This window comes from Azoarcus sp. Soil_N_20 (assembly GCF_057656155.1).
Map to the genome: position 1 here is coordinate 139616 of NZ_JBDGKX010000003.1, position 25351 is coordinate 164966.

Annotated in this window: 1 protein-coding gene; it reads right to left on the reverse strand. The window is 65.8% G+C overall.

The window, feature by feature from the left end; all coding sequences use genetic code 11:
• Positions 1-96: 96 nt before the first annotated feature.
• Positions 97-25143: an LEPR-XLL domain-containing protein gene (locus AC3A35_RS08070; RefSeq protein ID WP_487435523.1), complete on the reverse strand. Its 25047-nt coding sequence runs from the start codon at positions 25141-25143 to the stop codon at positions 97-99.
• Positions 25144-25351: the final 208 nt, after the last annotated feature.

The window sequence follows — 25351 nt, forward strand, 5'->3', positions numbered from 1 at the left end:
CCACTTCCTCCTTGGTGAGCAACAAACTTGACCGCGCGACGATCCGTGCATGACTCGCCGCGTGGCGTCTTTTGGATACCGGCGATGGTTCTCCCCTCAAAGCAGACTCACCATGTCCGAAGTAACTTTCGCGGTGGTCGGGATGTGAAGTTTCAGACTGGCGTTCGGACTGCGCTCGGCCTCGCTGCGGCCGAGGTGATTGACGAAATCGGCCAGCCAGCCCGCGCCGGAGGTGACGCCCGCCGCGCGCGAACGCTCCGTCGCCGGGAAGGACGACTGCCAGTCGATCACCGGCGGCACGAGTGGCGCGAACGATTCGGTCTGGGCCGCATGCTGCCAGGGCATGTCGGGCATCTGCACGTCGTCCGCCGCCGGCTGCCGCGCACCGCTTGCCGCGGTCTCGACCGCGGGCAGGCTGCGCGTGCCGGCCGCGAGTGCCTCACCCATGACGCTTCCGTCCGCGTGCGGCAATCCGCCCGCGTGGCCCAACTCGTGCGCCAGCACCGACAGCAGATCCATGCGCCCCGCCGCCGGGCCGTGCGCGGCCGCGAGCAGCCCGTCGTCCAGCACGTACTCCCGGTCGTCCTGGGGGGTGGGGTCCACGAACCAGCCGTAGCCGGCCGCATCCACATCGATATACACGACGCCGTCGCGGTATGCGCCCAGCTCCAGCCCAGCGAGGTCGGCGATCCGCACGTCCACCGTGCGCAGGGCCTCGACGAAGTCCTCGTCCTCGATCAGCGACCAGCGCCGGATCACCTCCGCCACGAGCGGCTCGAGCCTGGCATCGGTAAGCGATCGGGGCGCCGCAATGTACCCCCTGTCCGCCGCCTCCGCCGCCATCAGCGTGCTGGTGATCACCGTGTCGGGCGCAAAGACCGGGTCGTTGGTCCTGAAGCCGACCGTGTCGAACGATGCCGTCGCGCCCTTGGCGAAGAGACCGAAGCGGCCGTCGATGGTGATGGCGTTGTAGGCGAAGCCGACCGCGACCTGCCCGTTCAGGCTCACGCTCACCGACGCGCCGCGCAGCGTCACGTCCACCACGTAGTCGGTGCCCGCCCCCAGTGTCTTGCCCACTGCCGCATCGATCGTCCACTGGTTGCCCTGGCGGTGACCGATGACGAGCTGCTGGTTCGCCACGTCGACCATCACGAACTTGTAGTCGGTGTCGCTGTAGTGGTCGAAAACGAAGCCCGCCTGCCCGCCGGTGTTGAAGGTGGCCGACAGGTCGAGGATGGAGGCCGGCGCAAGCTGGGTGACGCCCTGCAGGTTCGCCAGGCTCGTCACCGCCTCGCTGCCCGCCGGCGTGCCCACATAGCGCCCGCCGCCCTGCACGAAACTGCCTGCGGCCACGTCGGCGCCACCGGCGAAGAGGATGTTGACCGCATCGGAGAAGCTCTCGCGGGTGTCCAGCGTCACCGCCGGCGGCAACACCTGCACCGCAATGTTGTCGATCGCGCCGCGGGCGTTGTCCGAGCCGAAACCGACCAGACCCCAGTTCAGCCCGTAGCTCCAGCCGTCGACCACGGTGGCTGCGTACGTGTGGCTGAACACGGTGACGTTGTTGATCACGAGCGTGGCGTTGAGGCCATTGACCGCGAGCAGCATGTTGTACGAGGTGTCGGATTTCACCCCGCCTTTCACCGCGGCCTGCTCGTCCACGATCCAGCCGCTCGCGTCGCGGTGGCCCATCACCAGTTTGTTATTGGAGATGTCCAGTCCGGCGAACTTGAAGTTGGTGTCGCTCTGGTAGTCGAAGACGATGTAGCTGTTGGCCTTCCAGCCCGCGGTCGGCTTGAAGCCCATGATGGAGGCCTGGACCTCGTAGTACGAGGGCAGCGCATCGCCGACCTGGTAGATCGCCACCGCGTCGCCGTGCAGCGAGCCCGCCGCCACCTGCATGCTGCCGCCGGAAACCGTCCAGCTGCCGCTGTCGGCCGCCAGCGCCTCGGTCGCCCCGCTGTTGAAGTTGGCGCTGCGCAGCACGTCGCGCTTGCCGCCGGGGATGTTGCCCGCCTGCGGGTCGGTCGGCGCACCGGTCTGATCGTGCCAGGCGAAGTCCTTCTGACGGATCACCCCGAGTTCGCCCTCGGGCTCGCCGTTGCGCGCAGGATCGGCTCCGGTATCCGCCGCCCGCGTCGGATCTGCGCCGTCGGAGCCCGACAGCGCGTACAGGAACTCGGCCAGCTGCGGCTGCAGGGTGCGGCTCACGGTGGCCATGCCGAAGGGTGCGAACGGCACCAGGTAGCTGTTGAACTCGCCGACCCAGTCGATCAGGCGGTCGCCGCCGGTGTTGCCGATCAGGATGTCGCGCCCCGCCCCGCCGAAGGCGCGGTCCTCGTAGCTTGGCTGGGTGTCGGGGGCGTCGTTGGCGCCGCCATTGGTGGCGTGGTTGTCGTCGGCGTTCATGAGATCGTTGCCGAAGCCGCCGTACAGGTTGTCGTTGCCGGTGCCGCCCACCAGCCAGTCGTTGCCCAGGTCGCCGAAGATGCGGTCGTTGCCGTCGTTCCACGCCTCGGGGTAGCTGTCCGGGGTCTGCCCGGTGGCCTTGTCTATGGTGCCCGCCGGCACATGCACGCCTTCGCTGGTGTCGAAGTTGAGGAAGAACTGGCCCACGGTGACGTCTGCCTGGCCCTTGTAGGCCGTGCCCACCAGCGCGGCGTCGGCCGCCGCGACAATGAGTTCGATCTTGCGCCGCGGGTCGTACTCGTCGTAGAGGGCGAACTCGCCCGCGCGGCGCAGCCGGTCGAAGTGCCAGCCGTCCGCGTCGTCCGGGTTGAAGCGCAGCGCATCGCCCGGGTTGAAGGGGCGCGCATAGTCGCTGCGCTCGACGCCGGCGAGGGTGCCATCGGTGTTCGAGACCTGGGTCCAGGCCTCTTCCAGCGCTTCACCACCGAGAATCGCGTCGTCGCCCGAGCCGCCGTGCAGCCAGTCATCGCCCAGACCGCCGAAGACGATGTCGTTGGAGTAGTGGCCGTTATTGAAGAACTCGAACGGATCGTTCTGCTTGGGCCCGGAGGTGACGAACTCGTCGTAGCGGCCGTCCCAGGCGGGATCGACGCTGAAGGGGGTGATGTTCACCGCCTTCTTGAGTTCGCCCGCGATGTTGATGGTGGCCTGCTGGATCGAGCCCGGCGTCTTGATGTACTCGTTGAGCACGTCGCCGTTGGCGTTCTTGAGGTCGGAGTCCCTGTCCTTCAGGCCCGCCACCCCGTTGAGCGCTTCGCCGATGGTGGAGTTGCGGCTGGTCATGATGCGACCGTCGTCGCCGATCACCCCATCGTTGCCGGTGCCACCCGAGATCCAGTCGTTGCCGGTGCCGCCGATGATGTCGTCGTCCTGGCCTTCGCCGAATACGATGTCATGGCCGAGCTGGCCGTAGATGAAATCGTCGCCGGACTCGCCGTGCAACTCGTCGCTGCCGCCGCGGTCGTATTGCGCCGCTTCGTTGTAGAGCACGCCGCCCGGGGTGTAGTCCAGGTGCTCGACCGCGCGCACCACGATGTGCTGCCCGCCCACCGCCGCGGTGTCGTAGTTGTAGATGAGCAGCCCGGCGCTGCTGGCGACGTAGGCGTTGGCCTCGGTGGCGGCGTATTCGCCCATGCCCCGGGCCATCCCATTGACGCCGACCAAGCGCAGGATGCGTCCGTTGTCGCCGACGAGGGTGTCCGAATCGAGGGCGTGGCCACCTGCATTGACGGTGACCACCCCTTCGGCGTCCACCGTGGCATCACCGTAGTCGTTGCGCGCGATGTCGGTGCCGGCGCCGCCGAAGACGAGATCGGCGCCGTCGGGGCGCAGCTCGGCCGCGGTGAGTCCGAACAGGTCGGAGCTGCCGCCGAGGATGTCGTCCTGGCCGAGGTTGCCGAAGATCACATCCTTGCCGCCGCCGCCTTCGATGTAGTCGTCGGCGTCACCCGCGCCTTCGAAACTGGCAGCCACGTGCAAGTCGCCCACGCCGCTCGCGGCCACGTCACGCTGGGCACCGAAGGCGGTGAAGTCCGTGACCGGGACCGTGCTGCCGTCGCTGCGGGTGAGGCTGAGCTGGGCCGCGGCGAGGTTGTCCGCGTAGCTCAGGCGGGCCGGCAGGGTGCTGCCCAGGCCGATGGTGCCGTCGCCCTGGATGACGTCGGCGCCGAGCTGGCCGAAGATCTCGTCCTCGCCCGCGCCGCCCGCGATGTAGTCGTCGCCGAACAGCTCCGGATGGTTCTGCTCGATGTCGTCGCTGTGGTCGAGGAGTTCGATGTGGAACTGGGTGTGCTGGCGCGGGTCGGCCTGCGCCACGAGCGTCGCCAGGCTATCGATGGTGGTGAACTGACGCGCGCTGAGCGTCGCCGCATCGGGCGAATTCGGCACCCCCGGCACGCAGTGGATCTGCGTGCCCGACAGCACGCGAAAGCGCACGTCGATGTCGTCCGGCCGGTAGCAGATCTCGGCGTTGTCGCCGGCGATCGCGTCGGCGCCGGCGCCGCCGTCGAGGCGGTCGTCGCCGTCGAGCGCACCGGCCACGTTGCTGCCGCCGATCAGGACGTCGTCGTCGTCGCCGCCGTAGAGCACGTCGTCACCCTGCTGGCCCATGATGAGGTCGTCGCCGCCCTGACCGAAAATGAGGTCGTTGCCCGCGCCGGTCATGGTGTCGACGTTGATCGCTTCGAACTCGAGGAAGCCGTCTTCCGGGAAGAGGTCCCAGCACACCGGCGGCAGGCTGATCTCGGGAATGAAGGGCACGCCGTTCTTGCATTCGATGCGGCCCTGGTCGCCGAACACCAGGTCATCGCCGTCGCCGGCGTAGATCACGTCGTCGCCCGCACCGCCGAAGATCACGTCGTTCAGGTCGCTGCCGGTGATGATGTCCGCGCCGCCGTCGGCAAAGCCCGTGGTCTCGATCTCGCACACGATGAACTCGTGCACCGCGAACACGATCAGGTCCTGCGCAACGTCGAACTCCGCGGAGGTCAGCCGTCCGCTGTCGCCCAGCACGATGTTCGAGCCCTGGCCGGTGACGATCACATCCGCGTCCTGGCCGCCGAGCACGATGTCGTTGCGGTCCCCGGTGGTGATGCTGTCCTTGCCACCCATGGCGGTATCGATCGACCAGACGCGGTCGATGTCGTTGGTCCGCACCGGATTGACCAGCGGCTCGGCCTGGGCGATCTCCTCGGCCAGGTAGTCCACCAGCCCGTGGTCGCCGAACACGATGTTGTTGCCATCCAGAACGGCCGTGCCGCCGGCGTCCGAGAAACTGTCGATGCTGTCGTCGCCGCCGCCACCGAAGATCATGTCGCGGCCGATGCCGGTGACGATCACGTCGTTGCCGTTGCCCGCTTCGTTGGCCGCGCCGTTGGTGCTGCCCGTGGCGATGGAACTCACCAGACCCAGCACCTGCATCTGGTAGTCGTCGTCGGCCTTGGTGCTGCCCACCGGCGCGTTGAGCCCGCTATCGACGCCCAGCAGCTTGCCGTGATCGCCGAAGATGATGTTCTGGCCGGCACCGGCGAAGATCGAGTCATCGCCCTGGCCACCCAGGATGATGTCGTCCGCGGCATCGTCGGTGATGGTGTCCGAGGTACCGTAGATCGCATCGGTATAGATGCTCTCGATCACGTCAAGGGTGCTCAGATCAGTATCGGCCGCACCGAAGTGGTCCGCGTCGATGTAGCTCAACCGGCCCTGGTCGCCGAAGATCACGTCCGCATCCGCACCGCCGTCGATCTTGTCCGAGCCGTTGCCGCCCAGAATCCGGTCGCGTCCCGCGTTGCCCTCGATGAGGTCGTCGGCGCCGTTGAGGGGCTGGTCGGTGTGCAACTCGGCAATGGTGCGCACATTGAGGATCTTCTGGGCCAGGGGCAGCATCTGGGTGACGATGCCGTGATCGCCGAAAATGATGTCATTGCCCGTGTCGCCGAAGATCGTGTCCTTGCCCGCCAGCAGCGTGTCCCGGTTGGACTCGGGATTGTCGTTGGCAGGGCGCGGGGCGTCCGCGGTGGGCACGGCCAACACCCGGGAAATGACATCCACATTGACCCCTGAATCTCCGTAGATCTGGTCGTCGCCCGCCTGCCCGAAGATGATGTCGTCACCGGAACCGCCCGCCAGGACGTCACCGAGTTGGGTACCGATGATCGTGTCATTTCCGCCGCCGCCGTAGATCACGATGCCGAGGGCGTCGTCCCCAAGGGTGCCGGTGGCCGGCGTGTCCAGGTGCGCATCGATGACGTCGTTGCCGTCCCGGTCGAAGGGGTTGGCGCGGGGCATGCGGTAGAAGCTCAGCGCCTGGCCCGGATTGGGCCCGAGCAGCAAGGTGTCCGCCGTATCCGCGTCATAGGGTCGGCCGGCGTACCAGGCGGCGTCCTGCGAGGTGTCGCCATAGATCACCAGCGGTGAGGTCGGCCCGCCACCACCTTCGACGGTGATGCGATCCCCATCGATGGTGCCGGTATAGGCTCCCGCGACGGCGGCCTGCACCGCCATGTTGCCGCCGCCGTGAATGGTGGTGATGCCGCCGTGATCCGCCATCGTGCTGAGGGTGCTGGTGATGGTCAGCTCGTCGTTGCCCGACCCCATCATCAGGTTGAAGACCTCGATATTCGACTGGCCATCCTTGCCATAGGTGATGCCGCCGGCGAAGTCGGCGTTCTCGCCGTAGGCCACATGGTCGAAATGCAGGCCGGTCGCCAGGTCGAAGCCGGTCAGTTGCGTGCCGGACAGCACGCCCTGCTTGTCTTCCTGACTGGCATCGTCGAACACATTGAGGATGTCGATGGATTCGGTCTCGGGCGGCTGCGCGGTGATGCCGAGCACCGGCACGTTGGTTTCGCCCGGCAGCATGACGGCGTTGATGAGCGGATGGACCGCGCCCCCCAGGCCGCCTTCGATCTCCAGTGGCCCCTTGAGCTCGGACAGCAGATGCGGCTGCACCGCGAACTGCTTGACGCCGGGGTGCAGCAGCGGCGAATCGGGATCGGTGATCTCCACCGCCGTGACCGTCACCACCTGCGGAATCCACCAGTTGCTCTCATCGAAGCTGAGCGTGGCCGAGGTGGTGGTGCCGTCATTGTGGGGCGTGAGGATGACCGTGCCGGTGGGCGCTGCGTTCAGGCGCACCGTGTAGGTATCGGAGACCGGGCTGGTGCCCGCGATCACCTGGGTGCTGCCGTTGCTTTGCTGCACCAGCACGCCGGGGACGTCGTTGTCGGCCACGGTAACGGCCAGCGTCTCGCTCACGAGGCTTGCGCCCGCCGCGAAATAGCTGGCGTCGGCACTGCTGATCACGGTATGGCTGATGAGGGAGAGCTTCTGGTCTTCACGCAGGGTGTCGTCGATGGCCGAGACCTGGATGGTGACCGGGATATTCCAGTTGGCCGCGGTGAAGGTCACCACATCCTGGGAAAGCTGCAGCTGGGCGTGGTCGTAGTTCAGCTGGATCATCACCGGCGCGGTGGGCGCCTTGGTCAGCTCGATCGTGTAGCTGTCGGTGATCCCATAGGGCGCGGCGCCTTCGAGCACGGTGGTGCCGTTGTCGTAGGCGTCCTTGCGGTTTTCGGTGAGCAGGATGGCGGCCGTGTCGTTGTCGATCACCGTCACCAGCACGTTCCTCACCTGGATGCCGTCATAGGCCGCCACCGCGGCTTGTTGCGCCACATCGCCGGCGTCGGTGAGCACCGCCTTCACGCTGTGGCTCACGGCCACGACCCGCTTTCCTTCTTCCTGGGCATCGTTGGCTGCCGCGACGAACACGGTCTGGGCCTGGTCCCAGTTGCTGGCATCGAAGACCAGCACCACGGCACGACTGCGCTCGGTGGTGGCGATGCCGTTGTCGACGATGTCGCGCACGAAGTTCGGGTCGGTGGACACCAGCACCGAGTCGCCCTGGCCCGCATCGTCCTGCTCTTCCTGCGGCGAACGCGCGGCGCTGACCGTCACGTAGATCCGGGTGCCGGCCGCGACCGGCACCGCCAGGCGCACCGTGTAGCTGTCCACCGTGCCCCATTCGCCGACGGCGGTTTCCCGCACCAGGGTCATGCCGTCGGATTCGTCGATGACGACGCCGCCGCTCACGGTGCCGCCGGCACCGCCGGGGAGGCCCGCCACATTGAGGTTGATGCCCGGCATCGAGAGGCCGTCATAGCCGATGTCGCCGATCGAGGCGGCCTCGTGATTGATGAATCCGCTCTGGCCTTCCAGCTCCTGGGTGGTGATGACATCGGTGACGTCACCGGCCACGTTGAAGATGTCGTTGCCCAGACCGCCGACGACGCGGGTCGCCACGCCGAAGGCCGTGCTCTGGATGGTGAAGTGGTCGTCCCCTTCCAGGCCATCCACCTCCAGCACTTCGACGGTGGTGAAGGTGACATTCAGGCCGGCGCCGAACACGCCCTGGTCGGTGATGACGAAGCTGTCGCCGAACTCGGTGCCCAGCACCAGCAGCTTGTCGAAACCGTCGCCACCGTCCACCGACACCGGCGCGTTGATGTTGTATCGGATATCGTCGTTGCCGGCGCCGCCGAGCAAGGCGGCGGCGGTACTGCCGCCCTTGCGGATCGCCACGCCGTCGCCATCGGTCATGATGGTGCCGTCCGGATGGGTTTCGGCCAGCGCGAAGGCGCGCACCACGAACAGATCGTCGCCCGCGTCCCCTTCGAGACGCAGGGCCGCCTGGTTGCTGTACACCTGGAAGGTGTCGTTGCCGCTGCCCCCCTGTGCCACCAGGGGCGCGCTGTTGCCGCGGCTCAGGTAGCCGCGGGTGGTGGCCACGGTGCCGAACACGTCGGACGACGCCAGCGCGCTGCCCACGTTGCGCTGCGCGCCGTAGATCTGGCCGATCTGGAAGGTGTCGTCGCCGGCACCGCCGTCCAGCGTGGTGATCGCGCTATTGTCGTCCACCGCGAAGTAATCGTTGCCGCCCAGGCCTTCGACGATGAGCCGGCCATTGAGGTTGGCGTCGTAGTTCACCCGCGCCACCTGGGTCGGCGAGGTGCCGGCCATGGCCTGTTCGATGCTGCCGTGCAGCACCGCCACGAAGGCCGGCGAATCGCTGGTCTCGGACGGGATCCCGACCATGGCCCGCAGCAGGAAGATGTCGTCGGTGCCCTGCCCGGCGCCGTTGGCGCTGCCGTCGAAACCGAGGATCTTCAGTTCATCGACGCCATTGTCCTTGGCCCCGGTGTCGAGCACGTTGATGACGTAGTTCTGCGGATCGGCCGCCTGGCTGCCGTCGGTGCGGATCTCGTAGTAGTCGGTCTCGCTCTGGCCGTCCAGGGTCAGGGTGTCGCCGATGCCATTGCGGTCCACATGCATGGAGCGCAGGTGATCGACGATGAAACGGTCTTCGCCATCCTGTGCCAGCAGGGTCTCGCCATCCGACTTCCAGCTGCCGTACACGGTGGTGTTGGCGTCCAGACGGGTCTGGTCGAAGACGAAGGTGTCGATGTCGTCATGACCGTAGATGCGGGTGAAGGTCTTGGCGTTGTCGTTGAAGACGGACAGATCCGCCGGCGCCTGGGACGCGCCGATGACGCCCCTGAGCAGCATCTGCGTGCCCCGCCCGTCGTCCGCTTCGTCCGGGTCCACCGTATCGGTCTTGCCCACACGCCGGGTGTCGCCGCGAATGGTGATGCCGGCGCCCGCCACGATGCGGCTGTTGGCGGCGGTGGTCACGTTGTCGCCGACCCACAGGGCCACCGTGGCGAAGGCCGTGATTTCGCCCAGCGGCACCTCGGTGTCGCCACTTTCCTTCACGCGCGCACTGCCGCTGGCGAGCAGCACCAGGTTCTCGGTGTCGGCCGCGCTGGTGTCCGGCGTCGTGAGGCGCAGGCTGCCACCGAGAGCACGTGCCGCCAGCACGTTCAGCTCCCCGTTCACCTCGGTGAGATAGACATCCTGGTCCGCCTCGGCATAGAGCCGCCCCTGGCCCTGGGTGTGGTTGCCGTCCACCACGCCGCTGTCGATGTCCAGATCGTCGCCGGCGGTGCCGATGCTGCCGCCGTTGGCGTCCAGGTCGATGTTCATGGCCATCACGTTGATGGCATCCCGCACCCGGCCGTCGGCGTCATGGAAGGCACCGTCGCTGGCGGGGTCGGTGTTCACATCGTCATGGGCATCGAGGATGGAACCGGCGCGGGTCACCAGGCTCACGTTGCCCAGGACGGACACCACGCGATACACGCGCAGATCGCCCTGGGTCTCCTCGATGAAGATGCTCTGGTTGGCCTGGGCGCGCAGCACGCCGGACTGGGGCACGCCGCTCACCGTATCGAGCAGGTTGGTTTCGAGGAAGTTGCCGGCGCTGCCGATGCCGCTCATGGCCGTGAGGGTGATGTTGACGCCGGTCACGTCGGCGGCGCTGTCCCCGAGGGCATCGACGATGGCCGCGGGAGACGTGAGGGTGACGTCATCGGCGGTGGAGGTGATGTCCCCCACCCGCATGTCGCCGGCCTGTTCCGTCAGGGTGATGAAGCCATTGGTCAGCACATCGATGTGGCCGCTGCCCAGGATGTCGGTGATGCCGAGCACGCTGATCTGGATGTCGGCCGGCAGCGGCTGCCTGGCGGTGACGATGATGTTGCCGTCGATCTGGCCGGCAATGAGGCCGGCGACCGTGCGCTCGCCGTTGGCATCCAGGTCGCGGAAGTCGTAGACCGTGTCGCGCGCGGTGGTGATGGTGCCGCCGAAGGCGCCCAGATCCTCATGGAGCACGGCCGAGCCGTCGGGGCGGAAGAAGCTGGAGAAATACTTGTCCCGGGTTACGTTGGGCGCGGGAATGGTGGTCTCGTTCAAGGTGGTCACACGCACGCCGGCGGACACCCCGGCGGTCGATTCCTGCACCGAGTCCTCGAGCAGCAGATCGATCGTGCCGCCGGCGCGCAGGGAATCGACGGTGGCGGTGATTTCGCTCACCGGCGCCTCGGCGCGCAGGCGCGCCTTGAGGTCGAGGTAGATGTCGCCGCCGGCTTCGCCCACCACCTGCTGCGCTGCAGTCAGGGTGTGCACCGTCGCCGCGCCCGAGGTGGTCGGATCGAGCGCCAGCACATGCAGCGTGCCGTCCACATCGCGGCTGGCCAGCTGGATGCTGGCGCCGTTGTCGGCGCGCACCACCACGTAGTAGTTGCCATCGACCAGGCCGCCGATCGCGGTGCCGCTGGTCTCGTACTTCACCAGCTGGCCGTCGAACAGCGAACCGCCGCCCAGGAACACCGCGTCGGCCAGGTCGGCCACATCGGTGGTGCGGAACTGGGTCGTGGGCAAGGCGTTGGCGCTGTAGATCATGTCCACATTGACCCGCGACGCGGCATTGCCGATGTCGGACGCGGGCGTCCGCAGATCCAGGATGGCGGTGGTGATCAGGGAGATCCGGCCGGTGCCGGCCTCCGGAACATCCCGGCCGCGAGCGGCGGTGATGTCGCCGCCGCTGTTGTGGATGATGGTGGATCCGATGGGGTCGTTGATGGTGCCGTTGAGCACCACGTTCGAGGCGCTCAGGTTCTCGACCTGGACCAGGGTCGGCGCCACCGTGCGGTCGATCGCGAAGGTCAGGGAGACATTCTTGCCGTTGAGATCCACCAGGGGGTCGGCCACGGTATTGACCACGTCGACGTCGTTGATCCGGAGGGTCTTGCCCGAGTAGTTGGTGATCAGCACCTGGCGGTAGGTGTCGGAGAAATCCCAGGTGCTGCCACTACCGCTAATCAGCACCACGCCGCTGCCGGTCGCCTCCCCGCCATCGTTGAAATACACCTGACCCGAACTGCTGTTGCGCAGGTCATTGACGAACACCTCCGCCTCGCTGGCGGCGATCGTGCCGCTGGTCTGGTAGGGGTTCGCGGCGGTCTTCACACTCACGTTGACCGCCTTGAGGATCTCGCCGTTGGCGCCGATCACCAGCTCCGGGCTCTGCCCGAGGATATGCACATCGGCATTCCAGGTGACCGTACGGGTCTGGTTGTCCTGCAACTCGCCGTTGTCACCGCCGCCGGCCAGCGCATAGCGATGGATATCGGCCTGGCGATCGATCCTGGTGATCTGGTTCGTGGTGTCCACATGCAGCGCCAGGGTATCGAGCGCGCCGGCGTCGCCCGCCGGGTGATCGAGGTCACCGTCGAGCGCATCGCGCGGCCCCGCCGACACCTGGGCGCGCGGCACCAATGTGCGTGGGTCGGCCACCACGCTGGAAACCAGGGTGGTCAGATTGGTCGGATTGGACTCCAGGTAGCCGAACACGCCCATCACCTTGGCGTCGGAATAGGCGAAGGTATCCACGCCGGTGAACCGGGCCGCGATGTCGACGCCCTTGTAGCCAGTCAGGTTTGCGCCGCTGCCGATCAGCACCTTGTTGGTGGCGTTCACCGTCAGGTTCGAATTGTTCTTCGACACTGCGACGAAGCCCGCACCCACGCCTACCGCTTCGGTGCGCACGGTCATCGTCGTGGTCAGGGCGCGCAAGGCCAGCGCGTCCGCGGTCACGATCGCGTTGTCGCCGATCGTCACGAGGCTGCGGCTGCCGTTGGTCACGGCGTAGGTGGTGTTGGCATAGCCGCCGCCACCAAAGCCGCGGCCGTCGGCGTAGGTCCGGGTCAAAGCATCTAGATCGCTGATGGCGATGATATCGACATGGCCGCCGGCGACGATTTTCGCCCCGCTGCGCAGATCCGCCAGGGTCTGGTAGGTGACCGTCGAGTCCATGTTGGCATGGACGTCGGAGGCAAAGCCGCCGGCCACGGCCTGGCTGAGGCCGGCGGTCTTGTGCAGCGCGGTGGCCCGAACGGTCACGTCGCCTTCAGCGCCGATGTTGGTGCCGGCGGCAATGTAGGCCTCGGTAATGCTCATCTGGACGGTGGTTCCGCCTGAGGTTCCGGCGCCGACGAAGCCGCCCGCGGAGTTGGCGGCCTTCGTCTTCGCGTTCGTCACCGAGACGGCGGACACCGACACATCCCCCGTGGCCGTGAGCGAGCCCGCGTCCCGGGTCGTCGACAAGGCGTCCGACGCAATGTAGGCCGTCACCTGGGTGATGATCGTGACCGTCGAACTGTTGTTGCCTGCACCGACGAAGCCATTGCCGGAGCCGACGGCGTTCGCCGTGGAAACGCCATCGCCCAGCAGTGGCAGGCGCTCGACCAGGGACACGCCACCGGCGCCGACGATCTTCTGGGACATGCCCGGCAGGATCGAGGAAGTGAGATCGATGCGGAACTGCTGGCCGCCGCTGGCCGCCGACAGGTCGACACTTTCCGTCCCGATCCAGTGGGTCGCGGTACTGCTCAGACCCGCGCTGCCCAGGGCCAGGGCGGTGTTGCCGGTCGGGCTTGTGGTCAGCTGATAGCTGTTCGCGGTCCGGTTCAGGACGTAGTACGTCTGACCATCCACCAGATTGGCAAAACCTCGCTCCCCCGGCCGCACCAGACTGTGGGTCGCATTGCGGGTCTTGTCGGGCGACAAGGCGATGGCCGTACTGCCATCCACCGTCTTCGCGAGCGTCCCGGCCGAACCAAAGTCGGTCGTGATCTCCAGCTTGCCGCCATCGATGCCGGCCACTGTATAAGTGCCATTGTTGGCACCGCCACCCGAGAGGGTGAAGGTCTGACCCACCGCAAACCCGTAAGCCGACCAGTTGACGCCGGTCATGTACGCCTTGGCGCCGCCGCTCACGGCCTTCGTGAAGCTCACGTCTGCCGTCGCCGTCGCGGCCAGTCCCAGGTTGCTCGCATCGATGCGCAAGACCCGGTAGATCTGGCCATCGACCAGTCCACCGATGGGGCTGCCGCCCTGAACGCTGTACACGACGCGTTCACCATCGGCGAAACCATGGGCCAGGTCGTTGCCGGCGGCGTCGAAGAAATGGATGTTGTCCTGGCTCGGATCGTCCGTCAGCGACGGGTTGCCGTTGACGTCGGTGCCAACCACCACATCGACCTGCCCGCTGGCAAATGTCAGCTGCGGCGGCGCATGGTAGGTGACGGCCTGATGCTCGGTGAAGGTGTTGGCGTCGTTGATGGTGGTATCGCCGGCGACATCGCCGACCGCAAACGGATTCAGGCCACCCGGCGCCACCAGTTGAATCGTATTGGCGTCGATCACCCGTACGGTGTACGTCGCCCCCGCGGTCAGCCCCGGGATGATCAGGGTCGGATCACCTGGCTGGTAGACCACCTGATCGCCGTCGAGCAGTTTGTGCGGCGACGCGAAGGTGATGGTTTCCTTTTCGGCATCCACATCGGCGCCGCTGAATTCGGCGCCCAGGGCGATCCGGTCCGGGTCGATCTGGGAGGGGTCGGATGCCAGCGCGACGTTAAGCACACCGTACTGACGCGCCGTCGAGACGGGGTTGCCGTTCTCGTCGAGGATGTTCGGGTCGGTGTAGGTCTGCTGGAGCCCGCCGATGAGCTGGTTGGGGTCCCCACTCTGATACTCGATGACGTCGCCGCTCTGCAGCGCGTGATTGGCAACCGCGATCGTGTCCTTGTTCGCGTCGACGCTGGTGATGTCGTAGGTCGGCAGACTGTTGATCAGATCCTGTGACTTGATGGCCTGCGAGACCGCAGTAACCGACACGGCGCCGGCATTCACTTGCGAACCGCTGCCGATGAAGGCTTGCACGATCGGCGTCACCGTCACCGACGACAAAGACCCGGCCGTACCGACAAAGCCCGTCCCTGATACGTTGTTGGTGGCATCGCCTTCCGGACTGTCCTTGGCCTCGACCACGATAGCGCCGGCCACGTCGACCACTGCGCCGCTACCGATGTGGGCATCGACGTAGGGCGCGACGATGCTCGACGCGGTGGCGCCACTGGCACCCACCAGTCCGGCGCCGGCGGCGGCGCGGGCATCGGCGTTGGCATGTTCGGTGGTGAATGCCTTGACATCCAGCCCACCGCCGGTCGAGACGACCTGGCCGCCGCTGATCGTGCTCCTGACCATGGGCACGATCGACGCGGTTGCGGTCGTCTCACCCACCGCAACGCCGAACCCGATTGCGTAGGCGTCGCCCAAGGCCGTGGCCGACGCGTTGGCGGTCACGGTCGAGATCACGTTGATGTTGCCCTGCGCCTGAACGAGCCGGTCATCGGCGTAGCCGCCGAGCCGGGTCTCGACCGTCGGCGCCACCGTGACGGAGGCCTTGGAGACCGCGCCGGCGATGGGAATGAAGGCGGCGGCGGCGGCCGTGCCCTTGGCCTCGGCGGTTGCCGCGCTGGTGGAACTCGCATTGATATCGATGGCGCCTGCCACATCCAGCTCGACCGGGTCGGCATAGGCCCGGGTGATGGTGTTGATGCGGGCATGCGACTCGGCACCGCTGCCGGCCGCCGCGATCACCGAGGTGACCGCCACCGACGCGGCGGTGGACCCGCCGGTGATCGTCGCGTCCTCGACGGCGGCAATGCTCAGATCGCCGGTGACGGTGCCGATCTTCGCCGAGGTGGCATACGCTTCAACGACGTTGTCGATAGCGTTGTTGGCATTGGAGATGCCGACCGAGATCGCCCCGCCGCCCACCGCCAGACTGGCGGCCACCGATACGGCGGCGACGTCGGCATCGATCGACGAGACATCGCTTGCACGTAATGCGACGCTGTCGGCGATGATCCCCATCGCGCCGAGCCCGTCCCTGCCCGGGTCGGTGGCATCGATATACGCCCGCACATCGGCCGCCACGGCGTTGTTCGCGCTCCCCCCCGCCCCGCTCAGAGCGCTCCCGACGAAACCGGACGAGGCGGCCACCGAGACCGCGGTGACCCCCGCCTCGATTGCTTGGTTCGCGGTCGCGGTGACGCCCAGGTCGCCCGCGGCGTCGACACTCACGTCTTTGAGGTAAGCATGGACGCCCGAACCGATGGTGTTCTCGGCGATTGCCGCACCGATCGATACACCCAGCCCCGCAGCCCCCCCGGCACCCACCGCCGCAGAGACCCCCAAGGTCCTGGCGTGGATGGCGGACAGGTTGCCGGCCGCCAGGATGACATCCCCGGCGCTGGTCAGCACGCTGTTGCCGGCATACGCATCGACACTGCCGAGAATCGTATTGCCAGCGTAGACGCCGGCGCCACTGACGGCCAGGCTCACGCCACTGAGTGACACGGCCACGGAGGCAGCGAAGGCATCGGCATGGATCGACGCCGTCTCGTGGGCCATCAGGCGGATGTCGCCGGTGGTGGCGCTCACCCCGGCGTCGACATCCTGGAAGAAGCTGGCCACATCGTTGTCCACCGCATTGTGGGCAACGCCAACGCCGATCGAGGCGGCCGCACCCACGATGCCGACGGTGGCGGCCACCGAGACGGCGCCGGTGTGAGCATCGATCGTCGAGGTATCGCCGGCGTCGATGTGGACACTGGCCGCGCGGATGCCACGGCCATCCATGTCGCCTTGCAGATAGGCCTGCACCTCGGTGGCGATGCGGTTGTCAGCGCCGGCGCCCGCTCCGCTCAGGGACACGCCGACCAGCCCGCCCGACAGCGCCACCGAGACGGAGATCACCGTCGCATGGATTTGCTGGCTGGAGTGGGCATCGACGGTCAGCGCGCCGGCGGCATCGATGGTCGAGTCGGTGACATAGGCCTGGACCTGGGCCGCCTGTTTTTCCAGGTTGACCAGCTCCCAAAGCGAAACGTCGGAATAATCGATGCGCGTCAGCCAGTTGTCATTGCCATCCGGGCGATCGATGTTGGCCTGACCGATATACCGGTAGATGTTGCCCGCATTGGCGCCCCCGGCAATCTTGACGGTATTGCCGTTGGCGATGGCGGTCGGATTGTCGCCGGTCTTGTAATCGGAGGGGAGGTTCTCGTCCGTGCCGTAGCCGACGGTGTTACGCGCCACGGCCACGCCGATGGACGCGCCCACGCCGACGACCCCGCCCCCCACGCCCACCGACACGCCCACGATCGTGGCGCCGATCGACGCGTCATTGCGGGCGTCGATGTCCACCTTGCCACCGCTGCTGACGGCGCTGCTGTCCACATAGGCATGGGTGCCGGTGAGGATGACGTTGTACGCATCGGCGCCCGCACCACTCACCCCCACGCCGACGAATCCCCCGGACGCGGCCAGGGAGGCCGCCGCCGACACCGCGCTGATGCTGGCCACTTCGGACGCCGAAATCGTGATACCGCCCGCGGTGGTCGTGACCACGCCGAAATCGCCGGGATCGCCATCTGCGCCATCGGCATCGAGGATGTAGGCATCCACGTCGCTGGTGATCGTGTTGCGCGCGAGGGAGACCCCCACGGAAACCGAAGCGCCCACGAACCCACCGGACAGACTCACCGACACCGCGGCGGCGACGGCATGGATGCCGGAATTGTCGCTCGCCGTCAGGTTGACGCTGTCGGCGAAGATGCCGGTGACCCCGCTGCTGCGATCGCCGGCGATGAAGGCTTTGACGTCCACCCCGATCTTGTTTTCGGCGTAAACCCCCGCGCCACTGACAGCGACACCGGCCCACAACCCGCCCCCGACCGCGACGGAGCCCGAGACCACCACCGAGCTGATCTTCTCGCTCGCGATAGCGGTCTGGGTGAGCGCGCCATCGGTGATGACGCTCGAATCCATCAGGTAGGCCCGCACCTGCGCGGGCGATTCGATACCGGCGCCCGGGGTCCAGCCGATGAAGTTGCGCGCCACGGCGACCCCGATCGACGCGCCGACACCGGCGGTGCCCACGCCGCCGCCTATGGCGGCGGACAGCGCCACCACGACGGAAGAGATGGTCGACGTGCTGGTGGCACTCAGGCTCACCGAGCCGGTGCTGTCGATGATGCTGCCCTGCGCATAAGCGTTGGCGCGCGACAGAATCACGTTCTGCGCCACGGCGCCGGCGCCGCTGACGGCCACGCCCACCTCGCCGCCGAACCCCACCGCCACGGACGCGGCGACCGCCACCGCATTGATCGAGTTGCGACTGACGCTGATGGTGCCGGCGTCGGTCAGTTCAAGGACAAAGGTGACGCCGTCGGGCGCAACCAGGGTCCAGCTCCGGCCGGGCTCCAGGGCGGAGATCCTGAGCTTGTCCGCTAGCACCCAGTCCGGGTCGTTGGCGTAGTCCTGCGCGCCGAGGACGACATCCCCGGGGGTTCCGAAGTAACGATAGACACGGCCCACTTCGCCGCCATTGGCATAGTCCTCGCCAATCTGTACCGAGGCGCCCTCGCCGAGCGACTGGGTTCCGTCCTCCGTAGTGAATTGGGCGGCCGGAGCAACGGTGTCGAACACCGCCAGGTCTTCGCCCTGGGCGGCAAATGCCGCACGCAGCGCCTCGAGGATCAGGCGGTCCGAGATGGCATCTGTCCTGGGCGCCTCGACCAGCAGCCACTTGCCGGTATCGTTGTAGTTCTGGTTGCCCAGGTCGATGGCCTCGTGGGGGCCGATGGTATCGGGCAGGTAGCGGTAGATGTGGCCGGCCCCACCCTTGCTCGCGTCGTAGCCATCGAGCACCAGCACGGTATCGTCCTGGCGTACGTCCTGGACCCCGCTGTCGGTATTGAAGATCACCTCGGCGAGGGAATCCGCCTTGGCGGCATCATCCAGATTGGTCGCGGTCAGCGGACCGCTCTGGTCCAGATCGAACAGGTGCTGGCCCTGGGTCACCGCCGAGACGGTGACGCTCCCCGTGGTGGAGATCCCCTGGTCGGCGTTCCGAATCGAGGCGTCGACATCGTTTTCGATTTCGTTGAAGGCCAGCGACAACCCGATCGCAGCGGCGACCCCGGCCTGTTTTCCGATCGCCACGGAGAGCGATGCGGCCGCCGCGACCGCATTGATGCTCGACGAATCAACGGCCCCCAACTGCAAGCGATCGGCCGTGATGCCGGCATTCGCCGCGCTGGCGCCATCGCCATCGATGAAGGCCTTGACCTCGGTGTTGATCTTGTTTTCCGCGTAGACACCGGCTCCACTGATCGCGACGGCAAGATCCCCGCCCCCGCCCACCCCGACGGCAGCCGCCAGCACAATGGCATCAATCCTGGCCGTATCACGCGCATGGATGGTCACGTCGCCCGCACTGTGCACGCTCGAATCGGCCATGTACGCCCGGATCTGCGCCGTATCGACGCCGGCATTGATGTGCTTCCAGAGACTGGGGTCGCGGAATTGCTGGGAAGCCAGATAAATGGCCTCGACGTAATCCGTGCCCGGATCGTCGGCGACGGTCACCGTGTCGCCGATGTACTCGTAGACGTCGCCGGCAAATGCGCCTTCGGCAACAAGCACCTTCTTGCCTTTTTCCAGCGTCGTCAGCGGCGCGTGATAGGTGTCGTAGTCCGCCGCCACGCTGGTGTCGCCACTGGGGTTCCAGCCGATGAAGTTGCGCGCGACGCCCACCCCGATGGCGACGCCGCCGCTGAAGCTACCGCCGATCCCGGCAGCCACGGCCGCCGCGCCGACGGTGGCCCTGATGTTGGTCTCGCTGGCGGCGTCGACAGTCACGTCGCCAACCGGATCACCGACGCTGCCAATCTGGCTGTCAACAATGGATGCATTGGCGCGCGAGAGCACCACGTTGGTGGATTCGGCCCCACCGCCACTGATCGCAAAACCCAGATTACTCCCTCCCGCGATCGACACCGCGACCGCCGCGGCCACCGCCGTGATCGATCCATTGTCGAGGGCCTGGACGACGACATTGCCTCCGCCACTGACCACACTGTCCTCGATCGAGGCCGTGATGTCGGATTCGATAGTGTTGTGCGCCAGCGCCAGACCCACGGCGACCGCCAGGGCATCGCCTTGCCCGGTCGTGATCGCAAGCGCCCCTCCTCCCGTAATCGCAATGATCTTCGTTGTATCGGTGGCCTTCACATAGAGCCCGCCGCCAGCATCGATCGAACTCGAACTCACCAGCGCAACCGTCTCGGAACGGATCTTGTTGAACGATCCTGCGGCAACACCCGCAATCGCAAACTCACTTTGCGTGAGGGTGACGCCGGCCGTCGCACCCGCGATCGAGAACGCCCACAAATCGCCGTCCTGCTTGGCCAGCACATCCACCACGCCAGACACATTGATCGAGTTGCCGTCAGCGGGCGCGCCAGCTCCGGCCCCGTCAGGGTCGCCGATGACGGCCTTGGTCGTGCGGTCAAACTCGTTGATCGCGAGCGAAAAACCGATGCCGAGGCTGTCGCCGGCCGCGATGCCGCCAACCCAATTGATGTTGGTGGTCAGATCTCCGGCATAGAGCCGCACATCGCGTCCCGTGACCCGCGCGGCGGCCCCCAGTTGCACGAGGGTGTCGCTGGTCTGGATGACGGTGGACACCGAACCGGCCAACACGTAGTCGCCGCCCGATGCACCGGATTGCACCAGATTCACGTTCAGCATGGCCTCTTCGGCCTTCATGTTGAAGCCGCCGTCGGCGCCACTGTAAATCGCGGCGCCGTCTTCAACGATGGCATGCGTGGTGTTGCTGCGGGTACTAACGAATACCGAACCGCCGGCACCAGCCTTTTTGCCGTCCGTGGCGCCGAATGCACTCGGCCCCTTGAATTCTCCCTCCAGCGTCGACGGATCAATACTCAGGCTGGGCAGCGAGAAAATACCGGTCATGTTGATCAGCTGTGCATAGTTGGTGGCTTCGATCGACACCACCTCCTCGCCTTTCAGATCACCCTGCTGTGCCGCCTGGTTGATATGTTCGTTCTTGGCGTTGTCGTGCCAATCAGCGTCCTGGTTGATGAGCGCGCCCGAGCGGACGATCGCTTCGGCGACATTGTTCTCCACGATCACATTCACCGACGCTGCGATGGACGCCTTTTCCGCGTCGGAGGTGCTCGTGGCCCAGCTATTGAAGAAGGCCTCCTTCGCGCCAAAGGTGCTGGTCAGATACTTGGTAATCGCCTCGGGGCCTTCCGAGCGGAGGCTGTCCACGAGTTCGCCCCACGACAGCGGGATGAATTCGTCCGGCCGCGTGAGGAACGGGTAAGAAACATCCGAGATGACCCGTGTGGCCCGCAGACCGTCGAGCCGAGCGTCCGACTGGATCGTCGCCTTGGCCGTGTTGTTGATGACGGCGACATTCACCGCCACGCTGACCCCGATCTCGGCATCGGACTCGGAGTCGCTCTCGGCGCCCAGCGCATAAGTCTGTCTGATCAACGCCTTGACTTCGAGATCCTCGTTGGACTTCAGGATCGCCGAACTTCCCACGTCGGCAAGCACCGTGTGGTTGATGACGCTGAGCGCCAAAGCGCCGGAGATCGACACCGGTGACTCGCTGAGCAGACCGCCCGCCAGCGCGGTCAGTTTGCTGAAGAGCAAATCGGGCACGTTGGTATTCACCGTGTCGATGAACTCGGACCACAGGGTCGTGACCGGGTCGTTGTTGCCCATGCTTGTACTGGCGGAAGCGTTGTTTTCCGCTGTCAATTGGGCCACCACACCGAGGCCGGTGGCGAAACCGGAATCAAGCACATGCTTGGCTGACAGGATGTAGCCGCTGCCCGTGACCACGCCAATGTCAATCAAGACGCCGCCGCGCGACTCGTTCTCCGATTCGGACAAGCCGATGACCTGCGTTTCGGTGAAGCGGGTATTGCCCTGGAGGTTGTTCTGACCGGTCGATGCGGCCACATAGTAGGTGCCGCCATCGACCAGGCCTTCGATCGTCCTGATCAGTTTGTGCTCGACTGCCGCCCTGCCTGCCGTGCTCGTGTCCGCCCTCAGCGCGAGAGACGCCCCACCGGGGGCCTTCGACAGCTTGACGTCATTCGCGCCCACGACGATGACGTAGTAAGTGCCGCCATCCTCCAGCGCACCCAGGCCGACACCGTCGTAGGTCACCACATCGCCGGTGGCAAAATCATGGCCGGCGATGTGAATCGTGTCGTTGAGGACTTCACCCGACGTAAATTCAACACTGGGGGCATGAAAGACCACCGCCTGGCCCAGTTCGAAGGTGTTATTGACGGCGGCCACGCGCTGCAGCGCAATGGTGTTGGCGTCGGCATCGACATCGGTGCTGTCGAAGGGGCGATCATTGTTCTCGGTCTCTGGTACGCCGACCTTGCTGAGCGGAACGATGTTGTTCTGCAAGTAGCCCAGACTGGCGCGAATGGCCTGCGTCTCGGTCTCGGCCAGCCAGAAATAGCCCGGATCGTCCAGGTCGGCGATCACGTAGTACGAGGTGCCGTCCACCAGACCGCCGATACTGGTGCCGCGGCGGTTGGTATAGGTGATGACGTCTTCGGTCACCAGGGAGATGTCCCCCAGAAAGATGCGGTGGGTGTCGTAGTCGATGTATCCATAGGCAGGATCGGACGTCTCCCACGCATTTTCGTTATCGAAGTCCTGTGTCGCGAGCACCACGGTGTCGGCCACGGAGGCGCCGATGTACTTCACGACGGTGCCGGCAACCAGCGACCCGACATCGGTGGTCAACTCGACCGTCTTGCCACTCTTCAACCCGAAGACCGTTTCGTCGCTGGTGTAGTCGGCCTTCGCCACCAGCGGGTCGATCTCGATCTTGACCGTGTAGCCGGGCTCGGCCAGCGCGGTAATGTTGCCATCGACCGTGGCATGAATATCGGAGTTCGAGATCTGGATACCCAGACTCAAGCCAGCCACCCCGTCGGCATCCAGTCCGGATTCGCCGGTCGCCGAGGCGCTGACCTCGCCCTGGGCGGTGACATTGGCCGTCTTGCCGGCGGTGATGGACGCACCTGCGGCCATATTGACGTGCGAGGTCACATTGGCATCGGCCACGCCAATGGCGAGTACCGGCGCACCAGCATCCTTGCTGACACTGAGGACGTTGCTCGAGCTCACATGGGTGATGAAATCGTTGTGTGCTTCGGAAACTGCATCGATGTCAGCCGTCGCGCTGGCACTCGCCGTGATCACCACGGCGGCGGCGGCATCAATGACGACGCCATTCTCGATGGAGATCGTCGCGGTTGCGGTTGCCCTGCCATAGGCAACGCTCACCATGCTGCTGTACGCCGAGCCCGACGCATCGGCGCTGGCGGTGGCGTACATACCGATCGTCCCACTGCTGATGAATTGAGCGCCTTCCTGAAGGGTGATGGCGGCCGACGACTGTTTGACCAACAGCTTCGCCGGCAAGGCCAGCGCGCTGCCGATGTAGTCGGTGAGCGGGTCGATGACGAAGTTCGCCACTTCCTGGCCAGCGCCGATTGTGTCGGCAAAACTCTTGTCTTCCGCCTGGAGCACGAAGTAGATGCTGCCGCCCTCGAGCACTGCGTTCTTCCCGATATCCACCGACACCGATCTGGCCGTCGCAAACACCGGCAGCAGGTTCTCGACGGTGGCGACACCGAGCATGCGCGCCCTGAAGAAGATGTCCTCCTCCCCCGTGTCGATATGGACGCTGTCCCGAACGATGATGTCGTCGGCGAAAACCTCCAGATAGCCGAGCGAAACATCGCCGCTGAAGATGACCGAGTCCGTATAGGGATCGTCCTCGGGCATGTCCGGATAGATCAGGTCATTGCGCTGCAGACGGTTGCCGTAGAGGTACAGGCTGGCGGCGAAGGTCTCCGGCAGCGATTCGACGATGATGGTGTCGGCGCCCTCGATGCCATCGATGCGCAGGGACTCCAGGAGCATCACCTGGAACGCGTCGAGCGTGATGTTCTTGCTCGCATCCCCCACGTACTCGATCGTGAGGCCACCCTCGACATTCGGGTTGGCAAAGACACGAATCAAATCGTTGAAGATGGTCCCGGTCACCACGACATTGGCCGGGTCGCTCGCGTTCAGGTAATCAACCTTGTCGAGGCCAAAATAGGCGATCGATTTCGAGAACACGCTGGCGGTGCCCGAACTATCTGCACCCGCCGGATTGAAGGCACTCGACATACTCTCGTCGTCCGGGTCCACGAAGACCAGGCCGTCACTACCACCAGCGCCGCCATTGACGGTGCCGGAAATGGACCCCGCCCCCTCGATCAGGAACAGGTCGCTGTTGTCGCTGGCGCCGCTGAGATTCTCGAAGCCGGAAAAGGCGACCCCGCTCACGGATACCGTGTCAGGCTCGCTGACCGTCCAGACTACGCTGGCATCAACCGGGCCGACGATCTCATCGCCCGCCAACGTACTGCCTGCGAAAACATCGACGTTTGCGTAAGCCGTCGTGCCGGTGGTGGTTCGGGCTGCGATATTGACCGTGACCGGCGCGCCATAAGCCGAATAATCGATGGTGTCGACCGCCAGATCTTCAGACGTGACCTGCCCATCACCATTGCGGTCGCCATCGCCGCCACCATCGATGACGCCATCAATGGATGCGCCGGCATCGAAGAGGAACGTGTCGTCGCCGTTTCCGCCGATCAGGTTCTCCATCTGGCGAAACGCGACGAGCCCATTGGTGCTGCTCAGGGTGCCCTGATTCTTGCCATTGACGGTGCCGGCGCCGATAGCCCACGTGTTCTCAAGGCTGTCCGTGATCAGCGCGTCATTGCCGCCCCCGCCATCGAGCATGCCGTCCAGACCACCACCGACCGTAATCTTGAAGATATCGTCGGCACTGCCGCCCACCAGGTTCTCGAAACCGGCAAAAGCCATCCCGCTGACAGTACCGCTGCCCGCCCCATCCGAGAGCACCCAGTAGCTTTTCACATCGGCGCCCGTCAAGGTGTCGACGCCCGTGCCGCCGATCAGGTTTTCGACCGCACTGAAAGCACCGCCGTCGAGCGTGCCGGCGCCGGTGCCGGTGATCGCCCAGGCATTCGCCCCATCCGCCGCGGCCACGGTATCGACACCGTCACCGCCATCGATCGCCAAGGCCACGTCGATCGCGGTCTTGAGAGTCAAGTGATCATCGCCCCCCATGCCCAGCACCGTCAGACTGGTGACCCCCGTGGCGGCATCGCCATACGAGCTTGTCACACCATCCAAGGTGAATTGGACGATCACGCCGCCATCGACCGACGTGCCCGTCTGCTCGATCACGACGGTGTCTGCCCCATCGGTCAGGTTCGCCTGCAGGGCTCCGGCGGTGACCGAAATGTCCGCCGAGAGCAGCAGCCTCGGCTCCAGGGCCTCTAGCGCATGCGATCGGCGGGTCGGACGCGTTGTGGGCCTATGGGCACGCGCACGCCATACGCCTCCGCACACCACGAAGGCACGATTCATCAAGCCACGGAGAAAGTCGGGAGGAAACGCGCGCGTCTGCGTCTCTGATGCGGTGGTCTTCATGCCTGGCTCCCTGGCGTACAGCGTTCGGGCTAAACCTCAAAGCACGCGACACACGAAATCGCGTGACCACCGCCAAACATCGGGAAAACCACTGGGCAAACCTGAGAAGCGCATCCCGGCGTCAACGTCCAACGCAATACAAGAGCCGATTCAGCAATGTGAAACCGCACCTGCATACCAATGTAGCTGACACCCTCCTAGCAATGCC

Coding starts and splice junctions, on each gene's coding strand:
- AC3A35_RS08070 (WP_487435523.1), bottom strand. CDS start 25,143: ATGAAGACCACCGCATCAGAGACGCAGACGCGCGCGTTTCCTCCCGAC.